General features: G+C 69.5%; 17 protein-coding genes. 9 read left to right on the plus strand and 8 right to left on the minus strand.

What is annotated here, in order from left to right; translation table 11 throughout:
* Positions 1-194 precede the first annotated feature (194 nt).
* Both E1286_RS34085 and E1286_RS34100 read left to right on the plus strand, forming a co-directional pair.
* The gene (locus E1286_RS34085; RefSeq protein WP_187368258.1) at positions 195-491 is read left to right on the plus strand and encodes a hypothetical protein; all 297 of its coding nucleotides are present in this window, start codon (positions 195-197) and stop codon (positions 489-491) included.
* Between the two features lie 521 nt (positions 492-1,012).
* Positions 1,013-1,933 carry a cyclase family protein gene (locus E1286_RS34100; RefSeq protein ID WP_246075447.1) on the plus strand — a complete coding sequence of 307 codons (921 nt, stop codon included), beginning with the start codon at positions 1,013-1,015 and terminating at the stop codon, positions 1,931-1,933.
* Between the two features lie 200 nt (positions 1,934-2,133).
* On the opposite strand, the gene E1286_RS34105 is transcribed toward E1286_RS34100, so the two are convergent.
* Complete coding sequence (locus tag E1286_RS34105; RefSeq protein WP_132619159.1) at positions 2,134-2,652, minus strand: hypothetical protein; 519 nt, start codon at positions 2,650-2,652, stop codon at positions 2,134-2,136.
* Between the two features lie 173 nt (positions 2,653-2,825).
* Here E1286_RS34105 and E1286_RS34110 point away from each other — a divergent pair, with 173 nt between their 5' ends.
* On the plus strand, positions 2,826-3,716 hold the full coding sequence (locus tag E1286_RS34110; RefSeq protein ID WP_187368259.1) for an aldo/keto reductase: 891 nt from the start codon (positions 2,826-2,828) through the stop codon (positions 3,714-3,716).
* Between the two features lie 7 nt (positions 3,717-3,723).
* Here the strand turns inward: E1286_RS34110 and E1286_RS34115 are convergent, their stop codons facing one another.
* Positions 3,724-4,587 carry an NAD(P)H-binding protein gene (locus tag E1286_RS34115; RefSeq protein ID WP_132619161.1) on the minus strand — a complete coding sequence of 288 codons (864 nt, stop codon included), beginning with the start codon at positions 4,585-4,587 and terminating at the stop codon, positions 3,724-3,726.
* 131 nt (positions 4,588-4,718) lie between these two features.
* Here E1286_RS34115 and E1286_RS34120 point away from each other — a divergent pair, with 131 nt between their 5' ends.
* Together E1286_RS34120 and E1286_RS34125 are read left to right on the plus strand one after the other, a co-directional pair.
* Positions 4,719-5,462 carry a TetR/AcrR family transcriptional regulator gene (locus E1286_RS34120; protein ID WP_223190690.1) on the plus strand — a complete coding sequence of 248 codons (744 nt, stop codon included), beginning with the start codon at positions 4,719-4,721 and terminating at the stop codon, positions 5,460-5,462.
* 256 nt (positions 5,463-5,718) lie between these two features.
* Complete coding sequence (locus E1286_RS34125) at positions 5,719-6,039, plus strand: RNHCP domain-containing protein (RefSeq protein ID WP_132619165.1); 321 nt, start codon at positions 5,719-5,721, stop codon at positions 6,037-6,039.
* 72 nt (positions 6,040-6,111) lie between these two features.
* Here the strand turns inward: E1286_RS34125 and E1286_RS34130 are convergent, their stop codons facing one another.
* The 4 genes from E1286_RS34130 to E1286_RS34145 form a co-directional block, all read right to left on the minus strand.
* The gene (locus E1286_RS34130) at positions 6,112-6,651 is read right to left on the minus strand and encodes a DinB family protein (protein WP_132619167.1); all 540 of its coding nucleotides are present in this window, start codon (positions 6,649-6,651) and stop codon (positions 6,112-6,114) included.
* A 10-nt stretch (positions 6,652-6,661) separates the two neighbouring features.
* On the minus strand, positions 6,662-7,339 hold the full coding sequence (locus E1286_RS34135) for an HAD family hydrolase (RefSeq protein ID WP_132619169.1): 678 nt from the start codon (positions 7,337-7,339) through the stop codon (positions 6,662-6,664).
* Positions 7,340-7,685: 346 nt separating this feature from the next.
* Positions 7,686-9,257, minus strand: coding sequence for a phytoene desaturase family protein (locus tag E1286_RS34140; RefSeq protein ID WP_132619171.1), 1,572 nt, complete (start codon positions 9,255-9,257; stop codon positions 7,686-7,688).
* Positions 9,258-9,437: 180 nt separating this feature from the next.
* Positions 9,438-10,241, minus strand: a complete 804-nt coding sequence (locus tag E1286_RS34145; RefSeq protein WP_132619173.1) for an SDR family NAD(P)-dependent oxidoreductase — start codon at positions 10,239-10,241, stop codon at positions 9,438-9,440.
* Between the two features lie 130 nt (positions 10,242-10,371).
* On the opposite strand from E1286_RS34145, the gene E1286_RS34150 reads away from it, so the two are divergent.
* The 3 genes from E1286_RS34150 (at position 10,372) to E1286_RS52220 (ending at position 19,637) form a co-directional block, all read left to right on the plus strand.
* The gene (locus E1286_RS34150; protein WP_246075448.1) at positions 10,372-10,755 is read left to right on the plus strand and encodes a VOC family protein; all 384 of its coding nucleotides are present in this window, start codon (positions 10,372-10,374) and stop codon (positions 10,753-10,755) included.
* A 139-nt stretch (positions 10,756-10,894) separates the two neighbouring features.
* Positions 10,895-11,725, plus strand: a complete 831-nt coding sequence (locus E1286_RS34155; RefSeq protein ID WP_132619175.1) for a hypothetical protein — start codon at positions 10,895-10,897, stop codon at positions 11,723-11,725.
* Positions 11,726-14,387: 2,662 nt separating this feature from the next.
* Positions 14,388-19,637: a hypothetical protein gene (locus E1286_RS52220; protein ID WP_132619177.1), complete on the plus strand. Its 5,250-nt coding sequence runs from the start codon at positions 14,388-14,390 to the stop codon at positions 19,635-19,637.
* Between the two features lie 43 nt (positions 19,638-19,680).
* On the opposite strand, the gene E1286_RS34165 is transcribed toward E1286_RS52220, so the two are convergent.
* Complete coding sequence (locus E1286_RS34165; RefSeq protein ID WP_132619179.1) at positions 19,681-20,229, minus strand: dihydrofolate reductase family protein; 549 nt, start codon at positions 20,227-20,229, stop codon at positions 19,681-19,683.
* 124 nt (positions 20,230-20,353) lie between these two features.
* On the opposite strand from E1286_RS34165, the gene E1286_RS34170 reads away from it, so the two are divergent.
* Entirely contained in the window at positions 20,354-21,073 is a 720-nt protein-coding gene (locus E1286_RS34170; RefSeq protein ID WP_223190691.1) for a class I SAM-dependent methyltransferase, read from the plus strand.
* Positions 21,074-21,154: 81 nt separating this feature from the next.
* Here the strand turns inward: E1286_RS34170 and E1286_RS34175 are convergent, their stop codons facing one another.
* A complete protein-coding gene (locus E1286_RS34175) occupies positions 21,155-21,625 on the minus strand; it encodes a DUF2199 domain-containing protein (RefSeq protein WP_132619181.1) in 471 nt (156 codons plus the stop codon).
* Positions 21,626-21,956: the final 331 nt, after the last annotated feature.

Genomic DNA, 21,956 nt, shown 5'->3' on the forward strand with positions numbered 1-21,956 from the left:
CTTATAGCCCTGTCGCAGCAGCTCGAAGTAGCGCTTCTTGGTAGCAGTCGGCATCTTGTTGTGGGCCCAGCGAGGCATGCGAATGTCCCTTTCTGCAGCATTCGCATTCACCGATAGAACTCAAGCCTGGAGTTCTCGCACGGCTTCCCCCCGGCCGACCACATCCTTGCCGAGCTCAGCAAGGAGTCACGCGTGTGGATGACGACCTGGCACTTCAACGGCGGATACACGATCCTCTACGCGGCCGACGGCCGGGTCAGGGCGCAGATGCGCAATTTCATCACCACCGAGCACGCCACGGGGAGGGCGATCCGAGCGTTCTGGCCGATTTCCGCGCCATGCTCGACGGCATGGACCCGGAGGATTACCGAGGCAAACGCAGCGCGGCGTTCACCTTCATCGAGGCGCAGACCGGGATGGGCATCGAAAGCGACTGGCTCGACGTCGAGGACGTCCCCGTCATCGTCATGGACGACTGGCATCGAAGTTGAGCTCGACGAGATCGACCATCGGCACCACCCGGTCGGCCGTCGAACCCGAGATCCGGATGTCGCGAACCTTCCGCGCTCATCAGCACGGCCTTCCCGAGCCGTCGTCCGATCCAGCCTCGCGAGCAGACGAGATCGAGCACCGCCCGCCAGTCCTCGACGGTCGTTCCTTCCACGACCACGTCGGGCACGGCGGCGCTGACGGACCGTGCTCTCGCCTTGGCGAGACAGGCAGGAGCCCGAACCGTCGACCTCACCTCACGCCCGTCCAGGCAGGCCGCGAACCGCCTGTACGAACGCGCCGGCTTCCACCGGCGAGACTCGATCGTCTACCGCTTCGTCCTGGACGCCGGGGCGCGATCTGGTGTGATTTCAGGGCCTTAGGGTCCAGTGAACGTTTGCCCCCCGGCGAGGTCATATCGAAGGAGTGGGTGGGATACCGTGCCTGCGGTGCCTCGAACCACGTGACCGGAGGAGTCGATGCTGGGATGACGACAGGGCGACCGATGCCTACACAGGACGACGTGCTCGGGTACTTCAACACGCTGTCGAACTGGGGACGGTGGGGCGACGACGACGAGCTCGGCACCTTGAACCACATCACCGACGACGTCCGGCTGGCGGCGGCACGGGCCGTCCGCCACGGCAGGAGCGTGTCGTGCGCATGGGAGGTTGCCGCACCGGAAGACATGGAGCGGTCGACGACGACGTGCCCGTGCGCCGCCGACATGCCGGGTGCCGAGAACATGCCGGCGCCCGGATTCCGCAACGACCGGCGCTGGGGCTTTTCGTCCGAGCGGCTCGGCATCACGTTCCACGGCAACACCCTCACCCACGTCGACTCGCCGTGCCACATCTTCTGGGACGGCACGATGTACAACGGGCGGTCGCACTCGCTGGTCGGCGCCGCGACGGGATCGGCGTGGGCGGCCGTCACGGCGGCGGCGAACGGGATCATCACGCGTGGCGTCCTGCTGGACATCGCGAGCGTGCGGGATGTGCCGTGGTTGGAACCGGGGCAGGGTGTGTTTCCCGACGATCTCGAGGAGGCCGAGCGTCGCCAGGGCGTGCGGGTGCGATCCGGCGATGCGGTACTCCTGCGAACCGGCTATGGCCGCGCCCGGCACGAGACCGGTGCGGCCGGCGGCTTCACGCAGGCCGGCTGGCATGCGTCCTGCCTGCCGTGGCTGCATGAACGGGAGGTCGCACTGATCGGCGCTGACACCCCCCAGGACGTTCAGCCGTCGGGGTACGAAGACGTGTTGATGCCGGTTCACGCCGTGAGCCTCGTCGCCATGGGTCTGTGGATGCTCGACAACTGCGACCTGGAGGCGTGCGCGACGACGGCTGCCGAGCTCGGCCAGTGGGACTTCCACCTCGCAGTCGCGCCGGTCCGCTTCGCCGGTACGTCCGGCAGCCCGGTCAACCCGATCGCCACCTTCTGACCGCGGTTCACGAGGAGGTGCGACGCCATGAAGGACCCGGCCCGCACCTGGAATGCGGTCGTGGTCGGTGAGGACACGGGCCCGTCGCCCTCCACCTGATGCGAACTCGTCGGCGACTACCCGACGTCGCCGCCCAGTTCTCCCACGTGCTGGACACAGCAGCGATCGAGCTGATCAGCAAGGGGCAGCGTGATCAAGGCTCACTCGGAAAGGTTCAGTAAGTACCGGGAGAACTGGCTTGTGGTTTTCAGCACGGCGGGATCCTGTTGAGGTGCGGGCCATATCTGAAGGTAGTAGTCGTCTACGCGATAGCTCTCTTCGTCCATTCCTCGGGCGTGATATCGCAAGCGGTATTTCCCCGGGCCGGCAGGCAGAGGAAGGCTGTAGACCTTGTCCTCATTCCAATCCATCGCCCATCCGGCCAGGAATGCCTCGCCCGACGGTGACTCGAAACCGATCTCCACGATGTCCTCGTAGCCGTCGAGGTCGGCGCCCGGATCTCGATCGGCGACGGCCACCGTGAAGGGAATCACTCCCCATTGAAGGGCGATATGCATGCTGGCGAAGCCTCTCCCCTCCATCGCGATGAGCCCGACGGATCGGGATGGGAAGTCGCCTGACCCGTCGCCTCCATTGTCCAGGAGATGGATCTGGCCGCAGTCCTCCACCTCCACATCCATCCGCTTGATCTGCACGACAGGAGTTTCGTTTCCGCTCATGGGCGGGAAGCATAGAGTCCGTCAGCGACAGTTTCGGCTGTCGGGGGTTCTCATGATGAAAGGCGCCGCGGTCGGCCTGCCGATGAGCGCTCTCACGTCCGGAAGGTGGGACTGTCATTCCTACCGAAAGGCGTTCTCTGGTTGTGGCGCCGGCCACGCACCACAGTTGACCCATGAGCATTTCCTCCTTCCTCGGTAACAAGCCCGTTCACCGCGTCGGCTTCGGAGCCATGCAGCTCGCCGGCCCCAACAGCTTCGGCCCGCCGGCCGATCCGGAGGCCGCCAAGGCCGTGCTGCGTCACGCCGTCGCGCACGGGGTCGACCACATCGACACCGCCCAGTTCTACGGCCCCGACGTCGTCAACGACCTCATCCGTGAGGCGCTGCACCCCTACCCGGAGAGCTTGCGGCTGGCGACCAAGGTCGGTGCCGTCCGCGACGAGCAGGGCGCCTGGCTGCCCAGCGGCGAACCGGCCGACCTCAAGCGCCAGGTGGAAGAGAATCTGCGCTCATTGCAGGTCGAACGGCTGGACCTGGTGAACCTGCGCCGGTTCGAGCGAGACATCCCGGACGGCACGGAGCCGCCGCTGGCCGACCAGCTCGGCGCCCTCGGCGAACTCCGCGACGAGGGCAAGATCGACATGATCGGCATCTCGAACGCGAACGCGGACACCGTGCGGGCCGCGATCAAAATGGCCGGCATTGTCGCCGTGCAGAACGCGTACAGCATCCTGAACCGCGCCGACGACGCCATCCTGGAGCTGTGCCGCGAGCACGCCATCGCGTTCGTCCCGTACTTCCCGCTGGGATCGGCATTCGGCAGTGGCGGCCCGAAGCATCTCGCCGCCGACCCGCGTGTGAGCGCGGTCGCGAACAAGCACGGCATCACCCCGACGCAGGTCGCACTCGCCTGGCTGCTCGCACGGTACGAGCGGATGCTTCTCATCCCCGGCACCGGCTCGATCGCCCACCTGGACGAGAACCTCGCGGTCGGCGCCCTCACCCTCGACGCCGAAGATCTGGCGCTGCTCGACGCGGTCGAGCCCATCCCGCTCGGAGCGTGAACCATGGTCAGCGCCGGGTGACGGCTTCCTCCAGGATCGAGCGGAGCGGGGTGGCCGGGCGCTGGAGGAGGCTCTCGAGGTCGGGACCGGTGGTGGCGAACTCGCCGCGGCGGGATGCGTGGAACATGCCGAGCAGCATGTCGGCCCGATCCGCCGGTACGCCGTGGGCGGTCAAGGTCGCCGTCCAGTCGGCGTCGTCGGCGACGACGCGGCGGATGACGCGTCCGGTGAGTTCGGTGAGGATGCCGGCGACGTCCTGGAGGTCGGGGGCGACCGGCGCGGTCAGCGGCGGGGTCGGGCCGTCGAACCGGCCCTCGTCGGCCAGGATGATCGCCGCCGCTTCGGCGAGGTCGGCGTGCGCGGTCCACGAGACGGGGCCGTCGGCCGGCGCGACCAGCTCGCCGGTCTCCAGCGCCTGGCCGAGCAGGAGGCGGACGGTGCCGGCGTAGAAGCCGTTCCTGAGCGCCGTGAACGGCGTGCCCGTCTTCGACAGGTAGCCCTCGGTGGCGGCGTGGTCGGGCATGGGCGCGAAGAGCGAATCCTCGGCGGCGCCCTGGTGGCTCGTGTAGAGGATGCGCCTCGCGCCGGCGTCGCGCGCGGCTTCGATGGCGGCGATGTGCTGGGCGACGGCTGCCTCGCCGCTCTGGTTCGTCGAGACGATGAGCACCTGCGTGGCGCCCTCGAAGGCGTTGGCGAGGGAGCGCGGGTCGGTGAAGTCGCCGCGCCGCACCCGCACCCCGCGTGCGGCGAGGTCGGCGGCGCGGTCGGTGTCGCGAACGCTGACGCCGACCTGGCCGGCCGGGAACCTCTGGACAAGCCGCTCGACGATCTGGGAGCCGAGCAGGCCGGTTGCGCCCGTGATGACGATCATGATGTGGACCCCTCGTTCGGTGTTGTAATCGCTGATATTAACAGTGATAGCAACATGGATAGCAAGCCTGCGTTACCATTGGCAGCATGGTCGAGGCCAGGTCAGGGAGCGCCGGCAGACACGAGGCGCGAGTGAGGATCGTCGAGGTCGCGGCACGACTCCTGCGCGAGCAGGGCGCAGCCGCGGTCACCACCCGCGCGGTCGCGCAGGCGGCCGGCATGCAGGCGCCGACCATCTACCGGTTCTTCGAGGACAAGGACGCGCTGCTCGACGCCGTCGCCGAGCACGTCTTCACCGCCTACGTCGCCGAAAAGGCGCTCGCCGAGGCCGGTGACGACCCGGTGGCGGATCTCCGGGCCGGGTGGGAGACGCATATCGGCTTCGGTCTCGCCAACCCGGCGCTGTTCGGGCTGCTCACCGATCCCAGCCGCACGACTCATTCACCGGCGGCGGTCGCCGGGCTGGAGGTCCTGCGCGGCCGGGTGCACCGCGTCGCGGCGATCGGGCGGCTGCGGGTCACCGAACGGCGCGCCGTCGAGCTCATCCACGCCGCCGGCACGGGCGCCGTTCTCACCCTGCTGTCCATCCCGCCGGCGGACCGGGACCTCGAGCTCGCCGACGCGATGTACGAAGCGGTGATGCAGGTGATCCTCACCGACGCGCCGGCGCTCGCCGTCGACGGCACGACCGCGGCGACGGTCGCGTTCCGGGCCCTCGCTCCGAAGCTACCGATGCTCACCGACGCCGAGCGCGCCCTGCTGTCCGAGTGGCTGGACCGCGCCGACGACGCCCCGGCCGTCCTCGACGCCGAGCGCGCCCTGCTGTCCGAGTGGCTGGACCGCGCCGACGACGCCCCGGCCGTCCTCGACGCCTGACGTCGCCGTTCGTCCTGCATCCGTGACCGCCGCAGCCTGAAGCCCGGTGTTCGGATCCGGCGGCTGAGAGACGCCCCGGTGAAGCAGGACGCGGAAGTAATCGCCGACCTCTGACGCGGGGGAACGGCGGTGAACCGGTCCCTCACCCGCGTCAAGCCTGGGAGCTGCCCGAACGCCAAGCGTGGACGAGCGGCGAGAACGAACGGAACCCTGCACTCCCCATTGAAGATCACTTCTTCGATCCGGAGGCAGAGCCATCAGCAGGTCCGCCCAGAACCAGGGCTTCACGTGCGAGAACCGCGGAGCGAGCGTCGCACCGCTGACCAACGGGAGCTACCGCAACCACTGTCCGGCGTGCCTGTGGTCCGAGCACGTCGACCTCGCTCCCGGCGACCGGGCCTCGGCCTGCCGCGGAATGATGCGCCCCGAGCGTGCAGAGCACCGCGGCGGCAAGGGACTCGTGCTGGTCCACCGGTGCGTCGTCTGCGGCTTCGTCCGCCCGCACCGGGTCGCCGACGACCCGGTGCAAGGCGACGACACTGACGCGATCGTCGCGCTCATGTCCATAGCCGGGTAGCACCACGGTGCGGCGCCCACGAGATCACCCTCGTGGACGCCGCACCCGGCCGCGTCAACCACACCGAGCCGGTCAGGCGCGATCGGCGTTGCGTAGATGGCGCACTGCGCCGATTTCGGCGGCGTTCTTCATCAGTTCGAGGTTGGCCCAGGCGAGCACGTGGCCGAGGGGGAGGGAGCCGTCGGCGAACCAACCGGTTCGTCCGGTGGAGTCCAGGTCCGTTTCGCTCAGCGAGTTCAGGGCGGTGGTCCACTGGTCGTGGCATTCGTTCAGCCAGCTGACCGCCGAGGCCACGTCGCCGGGCCACGGGGTCAGTGCGGCGGCTTGCGACCAATCGAGCGCCGCATCGGGTTTCCCGAAGCACTGGGTGTGGGCGTGGCTCCACCAGAAGCCGATGTGCCACATCACCCATCCGATGGACAACGCCGGGATCGGCTCGGGCTCCGGCACGGCCCAGTCCGCCGCCCAGGTGCCGTCCGGCCGCCGGCGAACGCTCCAGCAGTTGGAGGCCGGCTCCCAGAGAGCTTCTTCGTCGGTGACCTGCTTCAGGTGTAAGGACAGCAGCGACCAGGACACATCCAGCTGCCAGCGCAGGCGCTCCAGTTCGGGCATGGCGGAAACCCTAGCCGCCGAGCAGGTCGAGGACAGGGGTCAGGGAGTCCGGGCGGGCGCCGACGGGGAGCGGGTCCACGAGGTGCACCGGGCACCCGAGCGCGGCGGCGCCGGTGTCGGCCTCGCGGTCGTCGCCGACCATGAGGACGGTGTCGGGCGACAGCCCCAGCGAGTCACACGCGACGTGGAAGATCTGGGGGTCGGGCTTCTTCGCGCCGATCTCGTACGAGAGGACGAAGACGTCGACGTACTGGGTGAGGTCGTGAAACGCGAAGACCGGGCGCAGGTCCCAGCCGATGTTGCTGACGACAGCCGTGGGCACTCCCCGCCGGCGCAGCGCCGCGAGGACGTCGTGCGTGTCCGGATAAGGGTGCCAGGCCTCGGGGCGAAAGGTGCGCTCGTAGAGGGCGTCGGCCAGGGCCGGGTCGGGGAGCCCGGCCTCGCGGGCCAGCGCCGTGTAGCAGGCGCGATGGCACTCATCGGTCAGGTCGCGATCACGCCAGAGATCGGCCAGATGCGGGGGCACCTCATGAGGCGTGGGCCCGCCGGGCTGCGCGCCCATGCGCCCCAGACGGTCGGCGCACGCGGCGATCTCCGAGTCGTCGAGCCCGCCGTGGACGTCCAGGGCGCCCCGCAACCACTGCTCCACTGGCTCGATCCGCAGCAGCGTCCCGGAAAAGTCGAACATCACACCCTTGATGGACAACGCGCGCCTTTCGTCGATGTGTTGACCGGCTGGATGGGGGATGAACGGCGCACGCGATCACGACGGCATCACCGCCCTGCTCAGGCGCTACAGAGGCATGAAGCGACAGTCAGCGCCGGTCGCGTGACAACATGACCAGTACGACGATCACGATCGCCAGCACCACGACGGCGAGAATCACCAACTCGGCCCAGCCCACGCCGAACATGGGGTTTCCTCCCAGCCGATCTTCATGGGACCGACTTTACGTTCCTGACAGCCCGATCGCGTAGCGTCGTTCTCCCAGAACGGGCCTCCACGGGACGATGGAACCCCTGGCACAAGATCGTCAGGACAGGAGCAGCCGGGCGACGGCCCGCCCTGAAGCGCCGCTCACGCCCGGCCCCGGCCAGGCGGCGGCGCCGATCAGGAAGAGGCCGGGCACGGCGGTGGCGTATCCGCCGCGATGAGCCGCCACCGGCCGCTGGGTGAACCCCTGGGTCAGCGCGTTGTGGCCGGCGGTGCTGTCGCCCGGCCCGGCGTTCGGGTTCGCCGCCGCGAGGTCCGCGGGGCTGAGCACGTGCCGGGCCAGGATCATGCCGGTCAGCCCGGCCACGTGCCGGCTCGCCTCCGCGACCACCCGGTCGGCGAACCGTTCGCTCACCTCGTCCGTCCATCGGCCGTCGGCGGCGATGTCCTCGGCGGCGTCACCCACCGGACGCAGCGGCGCCTCCAGGACCTGGAGCCGCACGACGGCCGAGCCGGCCGGAGCCCGTCCGGGATCGACCGCGGTGGGCTCGTGCCAGGAGATGGAGGGATGGGCGGGCAGCAGGCCGTCCTCGGCCTGGCGCACGGACCTGATCAGCTCGCCGACGCCGTGGCCGAGGTTGACCGCGCCGCCCCGGTCGAGGCGGGGGTCGGTGAAATGCGGCTTGCGGGACAGCGCCAGGTTGACCTGGAAGCAGCCGCGCCGGTAGCGGAACCGTGCCGCCTGGTCGCGTACGCCCGCCGGGATGCCGGGGGCGTAGCGCAGGAGCCTGGCGTACAGCTGGTCGGGGGCGGCCGTGGCGACGACGGCATGGGCGGCCGTGTACACCGCGCCGTCCGTGGTGCGCACGCCGGCGGCGCGTCCCCCGCCGACCAGGACCTCGTCCACCTCGGCCCCCGTGATCACCGTCCCGCCGTGCCGTTCGACGAGTGCGGTCAGTACGGTGGCCAGCCGCCCGCTGCCGCCCTCGGGCGCCGGGTTGCCCGCGGCCAGCGCGGCCGCGAGCACCGAAGCCCACAGGGCGCCGCCGGCGTCGTGCGGGGCGATGCCCACGTGCAGCGGCCACGGCAGCAACGCCGAGCGCAGCTCCTCGGTGTGGAACCGGTCGGTGATCAGGTCGAACGCGCTGCCGGTGACGAGCTCCTGGAAGGGCAGCGCGCTCGTGGCGCCCTCCTCGTACAGCCCGTCCAGCAACGCGCCCGCCTCGGGCGTGGTCAGGTCCATGCCCAGCAGCGGGAAGAGCGAGCCGAGGTGCTGATCGAGGTCGGCGAACAGCCCCGTCCATCCCTCGTACTCGCCCAGGCGGTCCAGCTCCGCGGCCAGTTCGGTGGGATCGGTCGGGATGACCGCGCTGCGGCCGTCAGCCAGCGACGCTCCCGTGGACACCCCGCCCTGCAGGTAACGCAGGCCCAGCTCGGACAGCTCGTCGCCGAGCTCGGCGAAGACCGGTCCGTGGGCCAGGACGGGGTGGAGCGCGGAGTAGGTGTCGTGCAGGAAACCGGGCAGCGTCAGCTCCTCGCTGCGGACGAATCCGCCCGGTGTCTCGGAACGTTCCAGCAGCGCCACGCTGCGGCCGGCCTTGGCCAGATAGGCGGCGGCCACGAGCGCGTTGTGCCCGGCGCCGACGAACACCACGTCGAAGGACGAAGGCATGCCGTCACCTCCCGCGCCGGGTGACGAGATGCGCTGCGACGCCCCAGGACCCGTCGGTCATCAGAGCGGACAGGTGCTGTGCCATGGGACGACCCTTCTCGGTTGCGAGGGTTTTCCACAGGCACACTACGAGGCCGCGGGCTCCCCGGCGAAGGACGAGCCCGGGGTTGGCAACCCCAGTCAGACCTGCTTGAGGAAACCTGCGTCGACGGCGAAGTCGGCGCCGGTGGTGCTGGCCGAGCGGGGTGAGGCGAGCAGGGCGATCACGTCGGCGACCTCCTGGGGGTCGACCAGGCGGCCCGTAGTCAGCTTCATCATGTCCGGCGCCACCTTGGTGATGACGCTCTCGCGGTCGGTGCCGGCCTGGGCGGCGATGATGTCGGCCGCGCCGCCGCTCTTCGTCCACCACGCCGTACGCACCGGCCCGGGGGAGACGGTGTTCACCCGGATCCCCTGGGGCGCGAACTCCTCCGACAGCGCCTTGGTCAGGTTGTTCAGACCGGCCTTGGCGGCGTTGTAGTCGACGTTCATGGGGGCGGGCAGGCGGGCGTTGCCCGAGGAGATGTTGACGATCGAGCCGCCGCCGCGGGCGAGCATCGGCGGGATGGCCGCCCGGATGGCGCGTACGACCGCGAACAGGTTGAACTCGAACATCACCCGCCAGTCCTCGTCGGTGGGCGCCATGAACGAGAAGCGCGGCAGCGCGACGCCGGGCGGCGGTCCGCCGGCGTTGTTCACCAGGATGTCGAGCCCGCCGAACTCGCGCACGGCCCGGTCCACGATCCGGGCGGGGGCCTCGGGGTCCATCAGGTCGGCCGGGACGTGGAGCAGATCGCCGCCGAGCGCCGCCAGCTCGGGGCTGCTGCTCCGCGAAACGGCCACCACGCGGGCGCCTTCGCCGAGGAGGGTACGGGTGACGGCCAGCCCGATGCCCTGGGAAGCGCCGGTGACAACGGCGATCCGGCCGGAAAGCTGCAGATCCATGAAGTGTTCCCTTATTCGAGTGAATCGTGCGAAGGGAACGTTACGGATAGGGGTGTGATGAAGGCTGGCGTGATCCAGACTGGCAATTACCGCTGATTTCGGACGTCGCATGAGGAAGCTGGGAGGCAGCATGGTCGACAGACCGCGGATGACTTTGACGGCCACCGTGCTCGGGGCACCCGACGCCCGCGCACTGGCGGCGTTCTACCAGCGGCTGCTCGGCTGGACGGTCAGGGACGACGAACCCGACTGGGTGGCGCTGCGCGCCCCCGACGACAGCGCCGGGCTGTCGTTCCAGACCGAGCCGGACTACGCCCGGCCGACGTGGCCGTCCGCTGCGGGGGAGCAGCAGATGATGATGCACCTGGACATCGAGGTGGACGACCTCGACGCCGCCGGAGCCCACGCGGCCGCGGCCGGGGCGGTGCTCGCGGACCACCAGCCCCAGGACCACGTGCGGATCTACCTCGATCCCGCCGGCCACCCCTTCTGCCTGTTCCGAAGGGAAACCTGAACGGGTCACGCCGCGTCCGGCCCGGTCGGCACCTCCCCGAACAACTGCGATATCGGCCCGGCTCACCCGCTGGGGCTATGTCATTCTGATGCCGGGCCAGGCGGCCAAGTCGGTGAAGGTTTGGGCATTTGGGGAGAATATGGTCGACATCGCTGCAATTCACGGCATCAACATGCATCGGTCACAGCGCTCGGCGATGCAGCAAAGTTGGCACACGGCGATGGTGGACGGCCTGGCGAACATTCGCAGTCGGCACACCGGAACACTGTCACTCGAGTGTGCCTTCTACGGCCACGAGTACAACGACGGCAAGGCCGGCGGAGAGCCGGAATACGCCGCCATCGACATCGCCCCGGGCCTTGAGGAGGAGTTGCTGATCGCCATCGGCGACGGGCTCGAAGAGGACGCGGGCGGCGACAACGAGGGGACCGGGACCAAGCTCTACCTGCCGGGCATGGTCCAGCGCGCCCTGGCGGCGATTCAGCGCAGCGACCTGTTCGACGGCCGGGACAGCCGGGCGATCGCGTTCGTGAAACAGGTCAACCGCTACTTGACCGACCCCGATTTCCGCAAGCTCGTCCACACTGAGGTGTCGGCGGTGATGGAGCAGTCGCCGCGGGTGGTCATCGCTCACTCGCTGGGCAGCGTGATCGCCTACGAATGGCTGCGGGAGAACGAGCCGGAGAACCCGCCCGCACTGATCACCCTGGGATCACCCCTGGGGTTGGAGCCCGTGCGGCGACGCCTGCTCCAGCGCCCTGGGCCGCTCGGATGGCCGGGGCAGGTCCGCTCGTGGACGAACATCGCCGCCCGGCACGACGCGGTGGCCATGGTGAAGAAGCTGGCCCCGTTGTACTCGCCGGATGTCCGGGATCTGCCCTGCGACAATCCCCGCAGGTCGGCGCACTCCGCGCTGGTCTACCTGGCGAATGTCCGCACTTCCCGCGCCATCGAGGTGGCGCTGGCATGAGACCGCGAGGGATCTTCTGCCTCTCGGGGGTCGGCAAGCACGACGACGGCGTCTGCGAGAGTTACGGCCTCGACGATCTCGACGGCGTGCCGAGGGAACTCAGCACCATGCGACAATGCCTGACCTCACTCGGTCTGCGGGAATACCTTCCCTTCACCTCGGAGGAACGCAGGCACGATGTACTCGCGTCCGGCCTCTGCGCCCGCGAAGCCCCTGTCGATGCCGAGACCCTGGTCATCTACTGCACCGGGCACGGCCTGTTCCAAAGCCAGCGGTTCCGGTTGCTGTTGCCGGATGGGACCCCGTTCGACCCCGCCTCCCTGATCGTGAACCTCGAGCACGAGAAGTGGAAGGCACTTCGGGAAATCGTGCTCATCATCGACGCGTGCTCGGCCGAGCCCGGCCTCGACGCCATCCTGCAGGAGGCGCGGAAGGTCAACACCTGGACGTCGACCGTGGGGTTCTGGGGGATCGGTGCGAGTCGTCGCCTGGAGAGGGCCCGGCAGGGACTGTTCGCGACCGCCTTCGAAAAGATCGTCGATCGGGCGGTACAACCGTCCTGGACCAAGCGCTACCTCAATCCCGCCGACATCGCCGAGAAGGTCAACGAGGAACTCAAGGGGGCTCAATCCGTCTGGATCACCGGCGGTCACTCCGCCGGGCGGTGCCGGGCACTGCCCAATCCCCGTTATCAGAGCTCTTCACCACCCCGTGGCTTACCACTTCCGGCCGATTGGGTGGCAAGTGCACGGGGAGTCGCGGCTGCGGACCTGCCCGGGTTCTTCTTCGGGGGCCGTGCCGCCCTGCTTGACGAGCTGCGCGAGCACCTGATGGGTGTGGACGGTGATCCCGTCGCCGTGGTCACCGGGAGCTCGGGGGCGGGAAGGAGCGCACTGCTCGGGCACCTCGTCCTGACGCTTCACCAGGACACGCGGCGTTCGATGCCGGCTGAGGTCACGTCTGCCTGGCCGGCGCTGCCGCTGTCCGTGGCCGCGGGCAGAGGAGATCCGTCCCAGGCCACCGCCATGCTGCTCAGGGAACTCGCCGGTTCGAACGGCGAACGAGAACTCGCCGATGTCCTGCGATCGGCACCCGAACCTCTCGCCCTCGTGCTGGACGATCTGGATGAAGCCACCGAACCGGAGGTGTGGTCGCGATTCTTCGCAACGCTCCGGTCGGTGCCGGGCGTCCGTCTGGTCGTCGGCCTGCCCGCCTCGTCGCGGATCCCTGTCGAGGCGGACTCCCGGGTCCATGACCTCGACGATCACTTGGACGAGTGCGTGCAGGATGTACGGAAGTACCTCCGGCTCCAGGTCCAGCTCGCCGTTCCAGGCGCCAGGGGACAACAGCTCGACCGGGCGGTCGACGCGCTCGCCGCGCGCACGGGGGCGGAGTGGGCGGTGGCCGTCACCGTGACCGCCCTGCCACGTCTCCCCGCTGGTGAGACCTCCGTCAGCAGGTACGTGGACCAGGCGACCAAGGCGCTGGACGCGGCCGCGCATCGGGTTTGCCGGGAGCGCGTCGGCGCCGTACTGGGGGAGAAGGCGAAGGGCATCGTGTCGGCGCTCTCGGCGCTGTGCGGATACGGAGACGCCGTCGCCCTGCCGGCGTTGGAGTGGGCTGCCGCGGCTTCGGCTCCGGGCGGGCCGCGCGTCGGCGTTCAGGACGTCATCACCGCCGCGGGCCTGATGCGCTCGCTCGTGGAATGCCGACCCGCCGCGGACGGGTCCGCTCGCTGGCATGCTCGCTTCGGCCATCCGGAGGGCGGCGGCCACCAGAAGCCGGAGGAGTTCCTGCAGCGCCTGCCCCAGGTCGCCGACTGGGGGACGACGGACTGGCGGACGGTCGATTCCGGTGTCCTGACGCTGGTGTCGCGCGCGGCCGCGCTTGGCCTGCTGCCCGGCAGCCTGCTGGACGATCCCGTGTTCCTGCTGGATGCTCCGCCGGTGGTGGTGTCCAGGGCGTTGCAGCAGCTCCATGCCCGGGGGGATCGCGGGCCGCGCTCTCACATGTGGTCGCTCGTGCCGCACAACGCCTCCGTCGCCGACCGCGCCCTGATGTTGCGCATCGGAGCGGAACGCTTCTCGGTCATGCCCCTCGTGACCGCGTTCCGGACGTCGCGGCGCGCCGAGCCCGGGAATCACCGGCAGCACTCCGTGGACGTCGAGTGGGTGCAGCCGGACAACGCGCGTACGACTCGCGTGACGCACATGAGTGTCACCGCCGCAGGCCCTCACGCGGCGATCGTCACCGTCCAGGACGACGATTCACTCGCCTTCTGGGATCCTTCGGACGGCGCCAGGCTGCGCGGGCAGGTAACCGTTCCAGGAAACCCGCGAGACGTTACGGTCGCGGTCGTCCGAGGCAGAGCCGTCGCGCTGGTCTCGACATGGAGGCGGGAGATCTGGCTGGTCCCGTGCCATGAGGACGCGCCGCCGACGGCACTGCCGGAGTTCGTCCCACCGTGCGGCGCGGGCGGCACCGGCAGCCGGCTGGTTCCGCTGCTCCTGTCACTGCATCCGAGCGGCCGTGTGGTCGTCGCGTCGGGAGCCACCGCGTGGGCCGGCATGCTGGGCGACGGGGAACCCGTACGCAAGCTGACCACCATGGATGCCGAACTGGTCGCCGTCCGTACGGCGGGGCCGGACTCCGCACCTGTCGTGTGGCTGACGTCCGCGTCCGGCCACATCCGCTCACTGAGGCTGGGGGAATCGTCAGGCGGGTCGGTGGCGCCGTTCCCCGTCCCGCACCGTCCGCTCACCGTCGCGGTGTCCGAGAGCGGAAACCAGGGGCTGATCCTCGATGCCTCGGGAGATCTGCACCTGCGCAGCCTGGGCCGGCAGAGCGTGGTGCTGACGAAAGCTCGCCGTGCCGAGACGAGGGCCGCCGCGCTCGACGATTCGACGGCGGTCGTCGGTGGATCGACCGGCCGCTCCGGCTGGCTGGAGATCCACGATCTGACCCGCTCCGCGGCCCCGGCGCGGCTTCCGCTCGACGAGCCCGCGGTCGAGATGGCTCTGCACGGAGGAAACCGGCTGCTCGTGGCGCGCACGTGCGGACTGCTGTCGATGAAGCTTGTAGGAGCGATGTGACGGAGAACATCCGCGCCTCGGCGCCAGAACGTGACCGGCTGACGGCGGGCCTGGTCCTCGCCAGGGCCATTCTGGCTGATCCGATACGAGCGGGCGATGCGGTCTGGCGACACCTGACCTACTTCCACGCCTCCGTCGTCCGGCCGCTGCTTGAGCACTCGCCCGATGCCGAGCGGGAGCAGGTCCTTCGCTGGGCCGGCGCGCTCGGCGGCGCCGCGGTGTTGATGGAGCTGGCCGAGGCGGCGATGGACGCCGGGATGTCCGACGACGTGGTGCATGACCTGATGACACTGGCGGACCTGGTAGCGGGGACGGTGCCCGAGGGAGACCTGCCCGGCGCTTCCCGAGGGGAAGTACTGGTCGGCGGCCCCGGCGGGGAGTTCGTCGTCCTGACCGTCGACGAACAAGGCGACCCCCGCTGGAGTTCGGCCCTGGAGGCGACGGAGCGGCCGGCGGTCGAAGCCGCGGTCGACGCCGTCCTGTCCGCCTATCCGAGCAGGGAGCCGGCGGCGGAGTCCTGGCCCTTCATGCCCCACGTGCGCTGGCCGAGCCCGGTCGCCCTCTCGGAGGCGGCCACCGACCTGCCGATGGCGCTGTGGCTGCTGAGCGAGATCTTCGGCCTGGGCCCTTCGCCACTGGTCAGCGCCGGACGCTACGACGGCACGAACTTCCAGCCCCTCTCCCCGTCCGAGCTGGATCCGCGGGTGGACGCCGCCCGAGCAGTGCGCAGAGACCTGCTGGTGCCCACGGCGACGGGCTGGCAGTGCCATCCAGGCGACGGCTCACCTCCCCGGAACTTTCCCGCGCCACGAACGCTGGACGGCGCCGCGTCGATCGTGTGGGGTGAGCAGTGGTCGCAGAAGAAGCGCGACGCGCACAAGCAGGAGCTCGACCTGCTGGGCTGGCACTTCGTCGACTGGAGCCGGACACCCGAGGACCAGCCGATCCCCGACTGCACGATCAGCCAGGTGCGGCAGCTGGAACGCCACTTCCTCGACAAGAGCGGCCCCGGGACGGTCGCGATGCTGGGCGGCACCAGGCACAGCGGCAGGAGCGTCATCGTGCGTCGGCTGGCCGCGGGCCTGGCCCGGCGGAAACGGCCCTGGACCGTACAGGTGATCACCGGAGCCACCCGCGAACTTCCCGACCGGCACAGCGCCCTGCGGATCGCTGACCACGCTGTGTCCGCGGCGGCCCACCCCGCCGATCAGTCCGGTCGCTGGCTGCTGGTCTTCGAGGATCTGCAGCCGACCGGTGACGGCAACGCCTCCGAAGTGCTGCGCTTCGTGGCGGAACAACTCCGGATCACCGTCCTGGGAGTGCTGGAGTACGCCGAGAACTCGTCCGTCGACTGGGACACCGACAACGCGTACGTGGCCACGGCGGTGGTCGGCCAGGAGGCGCGCAGGCGGTTCGTCGAGGACCTCGCTGCCGCTGACACCTCACTCGACCCGGATCCGGCGCTCGCCGCTCTGAACTCCGGTGTCCCGGTCGACCTCCGCATGCTCACGAGGCTGATGAGCGGCGACGCCGACCTCGCCTCGCGCCGATCCGCCCGCTTCCGGGAGATGTGGCAAGAAGACCGCGAGGCACTGGTCTTCACCGCGGCGGTCAGCCTGGTGTCCGGGGACGTCGAGGAGCAGCGGCTCGACACGATCAGTGACGATGATCGGTGGCTCTTCGGCATCGGACCCGGGCGAGGTCCGGGGACCCTACGGATGACCAGCGCGAACGACTGCGTCGCGATGCTCGCCCTGCAGGCAGCCGAGGACAGGCCCGCTGGGCGGGGGGAGCCGCGGTGGAAGGCCATCAACACCGTGCTCACCCAGCACCTCGGACCCGACCTGGACCGTTTACTGCGGGCCGGCGACAAGCTGGCGGTCGAACGGCTGCATGGTGTCCGGCTGTACCACCAGAGCGCGTGCCGCTCGTTGTTGAAGGCCGCGGGCGAGGACGGATCACTGGACGAATGGGTGCTGACAGCACCCCTCCTGAGCGTCGCCCGCATGGTGGAGCTCAGCGATCTCATGCCCGACCGTACGGCGCAGAAGGTGGTCACGCAGATGGCCACCAGGGCATGTCGTGGGAGCACGCAGTTTCCCCCCGACCAGCTGCTGGCCCTGATGCGCGCCTGCCAGCAGGTTGAGTATCTGCTGGCGGGTGATGTCATCGACGAGCTCGTGGCGTGGTTCATCAACGGGGTCAGCCAGGCGTTCGACGAGGTCGAGGGGCGCCCGGACGAGCGTTTCGCGATGCTGTCCGCGCTGGAACGGCTGAACCGCGACGACGCCACCGGCCTGGTGGCGGAGCGCGCCCTCGACGTCCTGGACGGTCTCGCCGTCCGCGTGGAGGACTACCGGCTGGTGCGAAGAGTGGACCAGCTGTATCGCCGGGCGGCCAGGAAGACATGGCACGAAGCGCCCTATTTCCCGGTGGACCAGGAAGAGCCCGTGCAGCAGTTGCTCGAGCGCAAGCCGGACTCGGCCGACGGCATCGGAGTGTTGTTCGAGGCGATGAATCTGAGGCTCAGCCTCGTCGACCACGACTGGGAGATCACGTTCCCGGCGTACAAGACCGCGCTGAACCAGGCGTTCAGGTCCGCCACGGCGTCCGAGCTCGTGCTCGGGCTGCAAGGGATCCGCGCGCCGATCCCCCAGTTCGGCACGTGGCTGCTCACGAAGTGGAAGGAATTCCCTGACCTCGTCAGAGAGCTGCTCATCACCCAGGCGGGCGCCACCGACACCGCGGCGCTGATTCACGCGGTGGCCAGAGCGAACGTGTACACGGCGTACCGCATACTCAACGACGGCCCTTCCGGCATGCTCGTTCGCGTGCTCGCGCGGCGGGCCGGCGAAGCGAGGGACGCCAAAGGCATCGGGCAACTTCTCTCCGCCGCGCGGTCGGTCGAAGACCTGTTCAGGGAAAGCGGCAGCGTCTTCTCGACGGAGATGGCCGAGGCGGTCGGCGCCGACCGGATCATCGAGTTGCTCAACTACGATCCTCGGACGTCGGTCCGCTACCACGTCATCAAGGGGGTGTGGGACGCACAGGCGAGCTACCGGAGTGAGGTGCTGAGCGACGCGCTGTCGGTCGTCGTCGACGCCGTGCGCCGGGGGCGCAAACAATGGGGCCCCGAGATCGCGTTGCGGCTCGTGAGCGAGCCGCACCTCGGGGCTGTCGCTCTCAGCGAGCTGCGGAACAAGCTCCGCAGGCAGGACCTGCTCTCGGGTATGACATCGGCGACCACCGCGCATGCCCGTGCCGTGTTCCACCGGCTGGGCCGGGTGGTTCATCCGGACCTGCCGGCACTCTTCCTGCAGCAGTGGGAGCTGACGCCCTTCGTTGAAGGTCTCGCCACGTCGAGCCCGACGGCGGCGCTGGAGGTGTGCGCGGAGGTCGCGCGTACGCTGACCGACGCCGACGTACCGGCTGTCGGCCGCGAGATCGCCGCAGCGACCGGAGGCGCGGACCAGTGGGCGCGCCGTCTGCGCATGGTGCGTAACGAGGAGGCCTTCGTCCAGGCGATCCGTCACCTCACAGCGATCGACCGGGCCACCGCCGGCGACACGCTCGATCGGCTGCGAGACACGCCCAGCCACGTCACGATCGGCGGTCGCGTCGCGGACATCCTGATGGCGCGGCTGCGCCGTGCGCTGCTGGGGGAGCCGACCTGCGCGCCGGCGATGCTGCGCGCCATCCACGACGTGCGTCCGCAGCTCGCGAGGGATCTGCTGGCGGACGTATCGGCCGACCAGCACGCCACCTTCGTCTTCCGCGGTGAGATCCAGCAGATTCAGAATCCGGTCACCCAGTCGACCGCTGCCCGCGACCTGCTGAGTGTCGGAGTCACACGCGAGTTCGGCAGCGCCTGGATCGAACCGGTTTATCGCGTCCGCATCCAGGGGTTGCCTCGCTTCAGCAGCCCTCGCGCGATTACGGCGCTGCTGAGGATGATTTCCGCCTGGGACGCCGGATGGGGATTGGCCGCGGCCGGAGAGGTGAACGTCCAACGGGTCGTCGGCCGGTTGGCGTTCGCCGGGAGCACGGATGTGGTCGATGCCATCGAGCTGGCGCGCACGATGGCGGCCCTGGGGAACACGGCCGGTGCCCAGCGGCTTCTCGAGGAGCTGGCCGGTCACGACATCGCGCGGCTCGCGGAGCGTCTCGACGTCGCCTCGCTCTGCGCGCTGGTGGACGTGCTCGGCGAGATGATCCCCGAGGCGGTGCCGCGATTTTCGCGGGCACTCGCCACGGCGCTCCAGACTCTCGTCGGCCAGCTGGTCGTCAGTGACGAACGAGCGCACTGGCTCCAGGCCGGACGGGCGTGCCGGATACTGAACCAGGCGGGAGCGCCTTCGGCGTCCGTCGGCGAACCGCCGATAGCGCCCAACGTCGCCTATGCGCCGGCCGTCGCCTGGGCGGCGACCGGACTGAATCAGCCGGGCTGGGGCGCCGACGCGCTCGGGCGCGCGGCAACGCGCCTCACGTCGCTGCGATCGACGCCGGACGCCACGGATCTGGCATGTCTGCTGTCGGCGACGGGCCAGGGCTGCGCCCCCGAGCTGCGGCGAAGCCGGACCGACTGGGATGTCGGGCAGGCGCCTCTGTGGCTGTTGCGGATCTTGTACGCGGAGGAGGCCACGGATCCTTACCTGAGTTCGGTCCTCTCCGCGTGTGAGCCCGCGATTCGCGAGCGCGTGAACGCGGACATCAACCGACCTCTTTGGGACGCCAGCCGATTGCGACTGATGCTCGACGCCCGTAACTTCCTGAGAAGCCGGCCGGGGAGCCAGACCCCTGGAGATCGTGCAATCGAGTGACCCTCCGGTGCCGAAGCTCAGTCTCTCGATCTGCCGGGGGCACTCACCCGGCAGTGTCGGGGACGTAGCTCAGGTTGAGGACGCCCGTCTGGAACGTCTCCGACGTGACCAGCTTCAGCGGGTGGGTCGGGGTGTCTTCGAACAGGCGCTGGCCGTGGCCGACGGCGATCGGGTGGACGAGCAGGTTCAGCCGGTCGAGCAGGCCGTTGGCGAGGAGCCAGCGTACGGTCGTGGCCGAGCCGGACATGTTGATGTCGCCGTCGATCCGCTCCTTGAGCTCGCGGACCCCGGCCGCGACGTCACCGGAGATGATCGTGGTGTTCGCCCACTCGGCCTTCTCCAGAGTGTTCGACAGGACGTACTTGGGGAGCTCGTTGAAGGTCCTGGCGATGTCCGGGTCCGCGTCCGTGGTCGTCCAGTACGACGACCACTCGTCGTACAGCTTGCGGCCCATCAGCATGGCCGCCGCGCTCTGCATGCCGCCCTCGACCGCCGCGCCCATTTCATCGTTCCAGTACGGGAAGTGCCACTGGTCCGGCGATTCCACTACGCCGTCAAGAGAGATGAAAAAGCTGGAAATGATGTTGCCCATGGATTCTGTTCCTTCAGTGGCTGTTCGCGGGCATCTCCCGCGCGCGACAAGAGACTAGAGGGAACGAGCGCTCCCGGTCTTGTACAGAAGCGACAGCGTCGCTCTCCCGTGGCATCGTGAGGGGATGGCGACGACATGGGATGAGAGCTTCGCCGAACGGTACGCGGAATGGTCGGCGCACATGACGGCCGACATCGCGTTCTACGTGGGGCTCGCGCGGCAGGCCGACGGGCCGGTGGCGGAGCTGGCGGTGGGGGACGGACGGGTGGCGATCCCCGTCGCGCGGGCGACCGGGCGGCAGGTCGTCGGGGTCGACGCCTCACCGGCGATGCTCGCCCGGGCCCGTGCCCGCGCGACGGCGGCGGGAGTGGTGCTCGACCTGCGTGCGGGGGACATGCGCGAGTTCGCCCTCGACGAGCCGGCGGCGCTGGTCTACTGCCCGTTCCGGTCGTTGCAGCATCTGCCGACCTGGGCCGACCGCCGCCGTACGTTCGAGCGGGTCGCCGCCGCGCTCCTTCCAGGTGGGCGCTTCGCCTGGAACGCCCTCGCCTTCGACCATCACCTCGCCGCCCGTGCCGACGGCGCGCGGGGAGAGACGCCCGTGCCGCACACCATCCGGTACGCGGTGGGCGACAACCGCATCGACCTCGTGCTGGACGACGGCTCGACCAGCTCGTCCTGGTGGGCGACGAAGAACGAGTGGCTGGGGCTGATCGACGTCGCCGGGCTGGAGCTGGAGGCGCTGTACGGCGGTTTCGCCGGCGAGCCCTTCACCGAGGACAGCCGCGAGTACGTCTTCGTGGCCCGCCGTCCCACCGGTACCCGGCGCTCGCCCGGCGCCTGAGCCTGGTCCCGGTGGTGGCCGCGTGAGGTGCGGTGCCGGGCGAGCCGCGCCGGGGCGGCAGGGGAGAGCCCGTTCACAGGGTCACCGGATCACCTCGTGGTGCGGCCACTCTTCGGTGATCACCTGGGCGAGGAGGTCGTGGGAGCTCTCGACGATGTACGGCACGTGCTCCGGGTCCTTGACGACGGCGCGGGCCGGGGCGGCAAGGAGGTCCGCGCCCCAGGGCTCGATCGCGTTGGCCACGAATCCGGACAGTTCGAAATCGATGTACTCGGGCGCCGTCCACACGTCATAGGCCGCCTGCAGGTCCGCCGGGTGCACGCCGAGCCATAAGGCGAATGTGGCGGAGAACCCGTGGGAGAGCCGGACCGGCAGCAGGCACCTGACGAAGGTGCCGACGTTCTCCACCGCCATCATCACGTCGTTGCCCCAGCGGCCGGCTTCGAGCTCGGCGGGATCGAGGGCCAGCACCGGGTCGGGAAGGCGGAAGCGGATCTGGCGGTCACGCTCGTCGAGCGGTGCCCCGCAGGCGCACAGGGCGCTGTCGGTCATGCGTATCCCTTCCCGAGGCGGCGTACCCGATCGTAGGGGTGTTCGCGCCGCCCCGCCTCCGGCGGATACCGAACGGCATAAGGGAAAAATCCCGATGCATGGCGGATTCCACGGATCCGCCGGGAGCTGGCATCGATGACGATCAACGGGCCTGGCGTCAGAGCCTGTGCATGGTGACGGCCATCGCGGGACGCTCCATCGAAGAGCCACGGTACGCGTACGACGGAGAACAGGGCGATGGCCGCGCGACCAGTGTGGTGCGCGGCCGGGCGCGACGGAAGGGAGTTGCCCATCGGTGACCCCGACTTGTTGCCCCCACCCTGCTCCGCCG

The organism is Nonomuraea terrae (assembly GCF_004348995.1).
In the GTDB taxonomy this organism is placed as follows: domain Bacteria; phylum Actinomycetota; class Actinomycetes; order Streptosporangiales; family Streptosporangiaceae; genus Nonomuraea; species Nonomuraea terrae.

Bases quoted from the DNA above. Each gene is read 5' to 3' on its own strand.
- E1286_RS34175 (WP_132619181.1), bottom strand. From the start codon at position 21,625: ATGACCGACAGCGCCCTGTGCGCCTGCGGGGCACCGCTCGACGAGCGT.
- E1286_RS34110 (WP_187368259.1), top strand. From the start codon at position 2,826: ATGAGCATTTCCTCCTTCCTCGGTAACAAGCCCGTTCACCGCGTCGGC.
- E1286_RS34115 (WP_132619161.1), bottom strand. From the start codon at position 4,587: ATGATCGTCATCACGGGCGCAACCGGCCTGCTCGGCTCCCAGATCGTC.
- E1286_RS34140 (WP_132619171.1), bottom strand. From the start codon at position 9,257: ATGCCTTCGTCCTTCGACGTGGTGTTCGTCGGCGCCGGGCACAACGCG.
- E1286_RS34145 (WP_132619173.1), bottom strand. From the start codon at position 10,241: ATGGATCTGCAGCTTTCCGGCCGGATCGCCGTTGTCACCGGCGCTTCC.
- E1286_RS34135 (WP_132619169.1), bottom strand. From the start codon at position 7,339: ATGTTCGACTTTTCCGGGACGCTGCTGCGGATCGAGCCAGTGGAGCAG.
- E1286_RS34105 (WP_132619159.1), bottom strand. From the start codon at position 2,652: ATGAGCGGAAACGAAACTCCTGTCGTGCAGATCAAGCGGATGGATGTG.
- E1286_RS34165 (WP_132619179.1), bottom strand. From the start codon at position 20,229: ATGGGCAACATCATTTCCAGCTTTTTCATCTCTCTTGACGGCGTAGTG.
- E1286_RS34155 (WP_132619175.1), top strand. From the start codon at position 10,895: ATGGTCGACATCGCTGCAATTCACGGCATCAACATGCATCGGTCACAG.
- E1286_RS34130 (WP_132619167.1), bottom strand. From the start codon at position 6,651: ATGCCCGAACTGGAGCGCCTGCGCTGGCAGCTGGATGTGTCCTGGTCG.
- E1286_RS34170 (WP_223190691.1), top strand. From the start codon at position 20,354: ATGGCGACGACATGGGATGAGAGCTTCGCCGAACGGTACGCGGAATGG.
- E1286_RS34150 (WP_246075448.1), top strand. From the start codon at position 10,372: ATGGTCGACAGACCGCGGATGACTTTGACGGCCACCGTGCTCGGGGCA.